This window comes from Kitasatospora sp. NPDC127116 (assembly GCF_042677365.1).
Taxonomy (GTDB): domain Bacteria; phylum Actinomycetota; class Actinomycetes; order Streptomycetales; family Streptomycetaceae; genus Kitasatospora; species Kitasatospora lactacystinica.
Window position 1 is genome coordinate 1 of the sequence record NZ_JBHXTL010000228.1, and the last position, 8,699, is coordinate 8,699.

General features: G+C 72.9%; 1 protein-coding gene. It reads right to left on the reverse strand.

The features are described from left to right. Positions 1 to 8,699: amino acid adenylation domain-containing protein (locus ACFVHV_RS42395; protein WP_380359019.1), on the reverse strand; the 8,699-nt coding region annotated here is incomplete at both ends.

Here is an 8,699-nt window from a genome sequence, read left to right on the forward strand (position 1 = left end):
AGCTCCGGCAGCGTCACCGCCGGCACCTCACGCGCCGTGTCGTTCCACCCGAACAGCACCAGCTCCCGCTCCGCCTCGCCCAACACCTCGACCCGGTGGGCCGGTTGGCGCGGATCGTCGGCCATCGCCGCGAGCACCCGGTGCAGCCTGGCGCCGAACTGCTCGGCCGTCCCGTGCTCGAAGAGGTCCCGGGCGTAGACGATGCGGCCCCGCAGGCCGGCCGGGCGCCGGTCGGCGGTGAAGCGCTCCTCGAAGGTGAAGTCGAGGTCGTACTTGGCCGGCCAGCTGCCGTTCGGCAGGCCGCTGACGTCCAGCCCGGGCAGGTCGAGCGTGGCCCCCTCGTTGTTCTGGAGGACCAGCATGACCTGGAACAGCGGGTGGTGGGTCAGCGAGCGAGCAGGGGCCAGGCTCTCCACCAGGCGCTCGAACGGGACGTCCTGGTGCGCGAACGCCTCCAGTCCCGCCTCGCGGACCCGGTTGAGCAGGCCGGAGAACGTCGGCGAACCGGAGAGGTCCGTCCGCAGGACCAGGGTGTTGACGAAGAACCCGACCATGTCGTCCATGGCCGCGTCCGTACGCCCGGCGACCGCCGTGCCGATCGGGATGTCCTCCCCCGCGCCGAGCCGGGACAGCATCGTGGCCAGGGCCGCCTGGAGCACCATGAACATGGTCACGCCCTCGGCCCGGGCGAGCCTGGTCAGCTCCTCGTGCAGGGCGGCCGGGACGGTCAGCTCGACGACCCCGCCGCGGTGGGTCAGCGCCGCCGGGCGCGGACGGTCCGCCGGCAGCTCCAGCTGCTGCCGGGTGCCGTCGAGCGTCTTCTCCCAGTAGGCGAGCTGACGGTTCAGCACGCTGCCCGGGTCGTCGTCCGCGCCGAGCAGCTCGCGCTGCCACACCGTGTAGTCGGCGTACTGCACCGGGAGCGGGGCCCAGTCGGGCGCGCCGCCGGTGCTGCGCGCCGTGTAGGCGGACGAGAGGTCCTGGGCCAGCGGGCGCATCGACCAGCCGTCGCCGGCGATGTGGTGGATCACCACCAGCAGGACGTGCTCCTCGGGCCCGACCTCGAACAGGGTCGCCCGGATCGGGATCTCCGTGGCCAGGTCGAACGGGCGGGCGGCCGCCCGGGCCAGCAGCCCGTCGACGTCGGCCGCGGCCGCCTCCACCACCGCGAGCTCGCAGCGGTACTCGTCCACGGCGAGGACCCGCTGCCGCGGCTCCCCCGCCGGAGCCGGGAAGACCGTCCGCAGCACCTCGTGCCGCGCCACCACGTCCCGCAGGGCGTCCGCCAGCGCCGACCGGTCCAGGGCGCCCGCGAACCGCAGCGCCAGCGGGATGTTGTAGGCCGCGTTCGCGCCGTCCAGCTCGTTGAGGAACCACATCCGGCGCTGCTCCAGGGAGAGCGGCACCACGTCCGGACGGGCGGTGGCGACCAGCGCGGGCGCGGCCTGCTCCGCCTTCGACAGCCGGGGCGCCAGCGCGGCCACGGTGGGGCTCTCGAAGACCACCCGCAGCGGCAGTTCCACCCGCAGGGCCGAACGGACCCGGCTGACCAGCCGGGTGGCCAGCAGCGAGTGCCCGCCCAGCTCGAAGAAGTCGTCGTCGACGCCGACCTGCGGCAGGCCCAGGACGTCCGCGAACGCCTCGGACAGCAGCTGCTCCTCCGGTGTCCGCGGCGCCCGGTAGGACGCCCCCAGCGCCGCCGCGTGGTCCGGGGCCGGGAGAGCGCGGCGGTCCAGCTTGCTGTTGGCCGTCAGCGGCAGCGCCTCCAGGGCGAGCACCGCGGACGGGACCATGTAGTCCGGCAGCACCGCCGCCAGCTCCGCGCGCAGGGCGGCGGAGTCCACCGCCGCACCCGCCTCGGGCACCACGTAGGCGGTCAGCCGCTTGTCGCCGGGGACGTCCTCGCGGACGATCACCACGCCCTGGGCCACGCCCGGCCGGGCGAGCAGGGCGGACTCGATCTCCGCCAACTCGATCCGGAAGCCGCGGATCTTCACCTGGTCGTCGGTGCGGCCCAGGTAGTCGAGCGTGCCGTCCTCGCGCCAGCGGGCGAGGTCGCCCGTGCGGTACATCCTCCCTCCTTGCCCGCCACCGGGCTGGGGGCACCTCCCAGCCGCCGGGCTGGGGGCGAGGGGCCCATCCCCGGCCCCGCCGAACGGGCAGGCCACGAAGCGCTCCGCGGTCAGGCCCGGACGGTTCAGGTAGCCGCGCGCCAGCCCGGTGCCGGCGATGTACAGCTCGCCGGGCACCCCCACCGGCACCGGCCGCAGCGCGGCGTCCAGCACGTACACCCGGGTGTCGTCCATCGGGCTGCCGATGGGCAGCGTGTGCCCGAGCTCGGCCCGGGCGGCCATCGGGTGCTGGGTGGCGCACAGCGTGGTCTCGGTCGGGCCGTACAGGTGGCGGACGGTCAGGTGCGGGAGGGCGTCGAGCAGCCGCGCGACCGCGGTGGGCGGCACGACGTCGCCGCCCGTGAGGACCTCCGTCACGTCGGCGAAGATCTCGGGGCTCTCCTCGCTGATGACGCGGAAGAGCCCGGCCGTGACATGGACGTGGGTGGCCCGGGTGTCGACGATCAGCCGGTGCAGGGTGGCGCTGTCGAGCCTGACCTCCGGCGCGACGGAGACGCTGCCGCCGTGGACGAGCGGGACCCACAGCTCGTAGGTGGACGCGTCGAAGGCGTGCGGGGCGTGGAACAGCACGCGGTCGGCCGGGCCGACGTTCCAGCGCGAGTCCCGCACGAGGGCGGCGACGTCGGCGTGCGTGGTGACGATGCCCTTGGGGGTGCCGGTGGAGCCGGAGGTGTACATGATGTACGCCGCCTGGTCCGGCAGCACCCGCGTCGGGCTCACGGGCTCCATGGTGTCCGCGCCGTCCGAGCCGTCCGAGCCGTCCGCTGCGGGCACGGCGAGGACGTCGGCGTCGACGAGGACCACCCGGGTGCCCTGCGCCTCGGCCGTGCGCACGACCGCGTGCTCCCGCAGGGCGGAGTCGGCCACCAGCAGGTGCGGCCGGGCGTCCGCCAGGACGGCCGCCGTCCGCGCCTCGGGCGAACGCAGGTCCAGCGGGACGAACACGCCGCCCGCCTTGGCGATCGCCAGGAAGGTGGTGACCAGCTCCGTGGACCGGTGCATGCCGACAGCGACCAGCGCCTCCGGCCCGACCCCGTAGCCGGCCAGGACGCGGGCCAGCCGGCCCGCGCGCGCGTCGAGTTCGGCGTAGGTCAGCGTCTCGTGGCCCGGGGTGTCCGGGGTGTCCGTGGTGTCCGGGTCCATGGCGCGGGTGCGCACCAACGCGACCGCGTCCGGCGTCCGGGCGACCTGCGCCTCGAACAGCTCCGGCAGCGTCGCGGCCGGCAGATCCCGCGCGGTGTCGTTCCAGCCGCGCAGCAGCTGGTCCTGCCGACGGCCGTCCAGGACGGCGACCGTGTCCAGCGTGGCGGCGGGGTGCGCCTCCAGGGCGCCGACCAGGTTCTCGACGGCGGTGTGCAGCAGGCCGCAGACGGTGTCGGAGTCGATCGGCTCGGCCGCGTGCACCGTGAGCCGGAAGCCGACACCGGTGTCGTCCACCGAGGCCGTCACCGGGTAGTTGTTCCGCTCGTGGGCGTACAGGATGTCGATGCCCGCGATCCCGGTTTCCAGCAGGCTCCCCTGACCGGAATCCGAACGCGGCCTGCTGTGGCGGTAGTTGAGGAGCGAGGTGAACAGCGGACTCTGGGCGGGGAGTCCGGCCACCTGCTGGGCGAGCGCCAGCGGGGCGTGCTCGTGCCGCAGCAGCTCGCCCAACTGGACCTGGACGGCGCGCAGTCCGGCGTCCAGCGGCCGGGTGGCGTCGATCCGGATCGGCAGGGTGTTGATGAACAGGCCCGGGGTGCGGCTCGCCGTGTCCCCGGCGTCCATCCGGCCGAGCAGCACGGTGCCGAACACCGGATGCGTCTGCCCGGTCGTGGCGGCGGCGACGCGCGCCCAGGCGAGGTGGAACAGCGCGGCGGCACTGGCACCGTGACGACGTGCCGACTCCCGCACCCGGTCGGCCAGTTCGGCCGACAGCTCGACGATCGCCTCGCCGGTGTCACTGCCGTCGCCGCGGGTGCCCAGGACGCCGTACGGCGCGGTGGGCTCCTCGACCTCGCCGAGGGCGCGCTCGAAGTAGGCGCGGTGCTGCTCGGCGGTGACCGCCAGGCGCGCGTGGGCGACGAAGTCGCGGTACGGCGCCGGTTCCGGCAGCCGCTCGACATCCTGCTCCAGGTGCGCGCGCACCTCGTCCAACAGGATCTCCAGCGCCTGGTGGTCGCGGATCAGGTGGTGGCTGCGCAGAGCGACCAACCAGAGCCCATCGGAGGTGATGTGGGTGATCGTCAGATCGAGCATCGGCGCCTGACGGATGTCCATCGACGGCGGGCAGGCCGCCAGCAGCCGGGCCACCGCGTCCTCGCCCTGGTCCCCGGTGAGGACGACCTCCTCGACCGCCAAGGGCGCCTGGCGCAGGACGACCTGGAGCGGCTGGGAGATGCCCTCCCACAGCACGGCCGTCCGCAGGATGTCGTGCCGGTCGACGACGCGCTGAAGCGCGGTCACGAACGCGTCGACGCGCTCGCGGGAGTCGAAGCCCAGAACGACCGGGACGATGTAGACGTCGCGGCCCTGGTCGGCGTCCAGGAGGTGGTGGAAGAAGATCCCCTCCTGCAGCGGCGCCAGCGGGTAGACGTCCGCGACGTTCGCCGCACCACCGGGGACCTGATCCACCAGACGGTCGAGGTCCGCCTGGCTCAGCTCGGCCAGCGTGACCATGTCCGGGGTGAGGGCGGTGGCGTCCTGCGGGATCCGGTTCTCCGGCACCACGAAGGCCCGGCCGGTATCAACGGCCGCGAGTCCGGCCGCCGTCGGGGCCTGGAAGAGCGCCCGCACCGAGACGTGCAGGCCGCGCGAGCGCAGCCGCTCGACCAGGGTGACCGCCAGCAGCGAATGCCCGCCGAGTTCGAAGAAGTTGTCGTCGATGCCCACCTGGGGCAGGCCCAGAACCTCGGCGAACACCTCGCAGAGCAGTTCCTCGTCCGCCGTGCGCGGCGCGCGGTAGGCCTCGTGGATCGCGGTGATCTCGGGGGCCGGGAGAGCGCGGCGGTCGAGCTTGCCGTTGACGGTCAGCGGGAGCGCGTCCAGCGCCATGATCGCGGACGGGACCATGTACTCGGGCAGGACGGCGCCCAGCCCGGCCCTGATCTCGGCAGTGTCGATCTCCGCACCGGCGGCGGGGACGATGTAGGCGGCGATGCGCTTGTCGCCCGGGACGTCCTCGCGGACGATCACGGCGGCCTGGGCGACACCCGGCTGACCGAGGACGGCGGCTTCGATCTCGCCGAGCTCGATGCGGTAGCCGCGCACCTTCACCTGGTCGTCGGTCCGGCCCAGGTACACCAGCGTGCCGTCGGCGCGCCAATGCGCCAGGTCGCCGGTGCGGTACATCCTTGCGCCCGCCTCGCCGAACGGGCAGGCCACGAAGCGCTCCGCCGTCAGCCCCGGACGGTTCAGGTAGCCCCGTGCCAGCTGAACACCGGCGAGGTACAACTCACCGGCAACGCCGACCGGAACCGGCCGCAGCGCCGCGTCCAGCACGTACACCCGGGTGTTGCCGACGGGGCCGCCGATCGGCACGGTCGCCGTCCCCGGCACGCACTCCCAGGCGGTGACGTCGATCGACGCCTCCGTCGGCCCGTACAGGTTGTGCAGCGGAACACCAACATCCCGCAGGAAGGCGTCGCGCAACTCCGGCGACAACGCCTCACCACTGGCGAACACCGCCCGCAGAGAAGTACAGGTCCGCGCGGCCGGCTCCAGCAGGAACACCTGCATCATCGACGGAATGAAGTGCGTGACCGTCACGCCCTCCGCACGAATCACCTCCGCCAGGTACGCCGGATCGCGGTGCCCGTCCGGACGTGCGACCACCAGGGTGGCGCCGGTGGTCAGCGGCCAGAAGAACTCCCACACGGAGACGTCGAACCCGACCGGAGTCTTCTGCAGCACCCGATCCGACGACGTCAGCCGGTAGTCGTCCTGCATCCACGCCAAACGGTTCACTACACCGTCATGTGCAACCACCACACCCTTCGGACGACCCGTCGACCCCGAGGTGTAGATCACGTACGCCGGGCTCTGCGGGCCGTGGCCCACCCGCTCCGGGTTCGAAACCGCCTGCGCACTCAGGGCGTTGACGGTGTCCGGGCTGTCCAGGTCGATCCGCCGGACACCAGCCGCCAGCTCCCCGCCCATCGTCACACTGTCGGTGACCAGGGCGGTCGGACGGCCGTCCTCCAGGGTGGAGGCCAGGCGCTCCGCCGGGTAGTCCGGGTCCAGCGGCAGATACGCCGCCCCCGCCTTCCCGATCGCCACCAGCGACACGACCAGCTCGGTCGAGCGCGGAAGACACACCGCCACCAGGTGCTCCGGCCCAACGCCGGCCTCAACCAGCAGGTGCGCCAGGCGGTTCGCCCGCTCGTTCAACTCTGCGTACGACACGACCTCACGCGCCGCACCACTGCCGAACACCACGGCCGTGGCGTCCGGCGTCCGCGCCGCCTGCGCCTCGAACAGCCCCGGCAGCGTCCCCACCGGCACCTCACGCGCCGTGTCGTTCCAGCCGCGCAGCACCAACTCCCGCTGCCCGGCGTCCAGAACGGCGATCCGGTCGAGCGTGGCGGCGGAGTCCTCCTCCAGCCCGCCGACCAGGTTCTCCACCGCCGTGCACAGCAGACCGCAGACCACGTCCGAGTCCATCGGCGCACATGCCTGCACCGTGAACCGGAACCCGACACCGGTGTCGTCCACCGACACCGTCAGCGGGTAGTTGTTGCCCTCATGGGCGTACAGGATGTCGATGCCCGCGATCCCGGTATCCGGCAGGTTCCCCCGACCGGACTCGGAACGCGGCTTGCTGTGACGGTAGTTGAGGATCGAGGTGAACAGCGGGCTCTGCGCCGGCAGGCTGGTCGCCTGCTGGGCGAGGGACAGCGGGGCATGCTCGTGGGTCAGCAGTTCGGCCAACTGCGCCTGTGCTGCCCGCAGTCCGTCGCCAAGTCGCTGGGTGGCGTCGACCCGGATCGGCAGCGTGTTGATGTACAGACCCGGCGTACGGCTCGCCGCACCTCCCGCGTCCATCCGGCCGAGCAGCACGGTTCCGAACACCGGATGCGTCTGCCCCGTCGTCGCCGCCGCGACCCGTGCCCACGCCAGGTGGAAGAACGCGGCCGCGCTCACACCGTTCAGGCGAGCCAACTTCCGCACATGATCGGCCAGTTCGTCCGACAGCTCGACGATCGTCTCACCGACCTCGCCGCCTTCGCCGTGCGTGTCCAGAACGCCGTACGGCGCGGTCGACTCCTCCACCTCCCCGAGCGCCCGCTCGAAGAACGCGCGGTGCTGCTCTGCGGTGACCGCCAGGCGCGCGTGCGCGACGAAGTCGCGGTACGGCGCCGGCTCCGGCAGCCGGTCCTCCTCCTGCTCCAGGTGCGCCCGCACCTCGTCCAGCAGGACTTCCAGCGCCTGGTGGTCGCGGATCAGGTGGTGGCTGCGAAGCACGACCAACCACCGGCCACCAGAAGCGTCCTGAGTGATGGTCAGATCAAGAAGAGGCGCCCGGCGGATGTCCATCGACGGCGGGCACGCCGCCAGCAGCCGGGCGACCGCTTCGTCACCGGCACCGGCCGCCAGGGCGACCTCGGACACCACCAGCGGCGCCTGCCGCAGCACGACCTGCAGCGGCTGGGACAGTCCCTCCCACAGCACCGCCGTCCGCAGGATGTCGTGCCGGTCCACCACCGCCTGCACCGCGGACACGAATCCGTCGACCCGCTCCCGCGAGTCGAAGGCCAGCACCGTCGGCAGCGTGTAGACGTCACGGCCCTGGTCGGCGTCCAGCAGGTGGTGGAAGAAGATCCCCTCCTGCAGCGGCGCCAGCGGGTAGACGTCGGCGACGTTCGCCGCACCGCCCGGGACCTGCTCCACGATCCGTGCGAGATCGTCCTCGGTGACCTCGGCCAGCGTGACCATGTCCGGCGTCAGAACGGTCGCGTCGCTCGGGATCCGGTTCTCCGGCACCACGAACGCCTGGCCCGCGTCCACGGCCGCAAGTCCGGCCACCGTCGGAGCCTGGAACAGCGCCTTCACCGACACCTGCAGGCCGCGGGAACGCAGCCGCTCCACCAGCGTCACCGCCAGCAGCGAATGCCCGCCGAGTTCGAAGAAGTTGTCGTCGACGCCGACCCGCTCCAGCCCGAGGACCTCGGCGAACGCCTCGCACAGGAGGGTCTCCTCGGGCGTCCGGGGCGCGCGGTAGGAGGCCTCCAGCTCGGCGGTCCGGTCCGGGGCCGGGAGGGCGCGGCGGTCCAGCTTGCCGTTGACGGTCAGCGGGAGCGCCTCCAGCAGTACGACCGCGGACGGGACCATGTAGTCGGGAAGCGCCGTCGCGAGCGCGTCCCGCAGCGCGACGGCGTCCAGCTCCACGTCCGCGTCCAGGTCCGGGACGGCGTAGGCGGTCAGCCGCTTGTCGCCGGGGACGTCCTCCCGGACGATCACCACTCCCTGGGCCACGCCCGCCTGGCCGAGCAGGGCGGACTCGATCTCGCCCAGCTCGATGCGGTAGCCGCGCACCTTGACCTGGTCGTCGGTGCGGCCCAGGTACTCCAGCGTGCCGTCGGCGCGCCA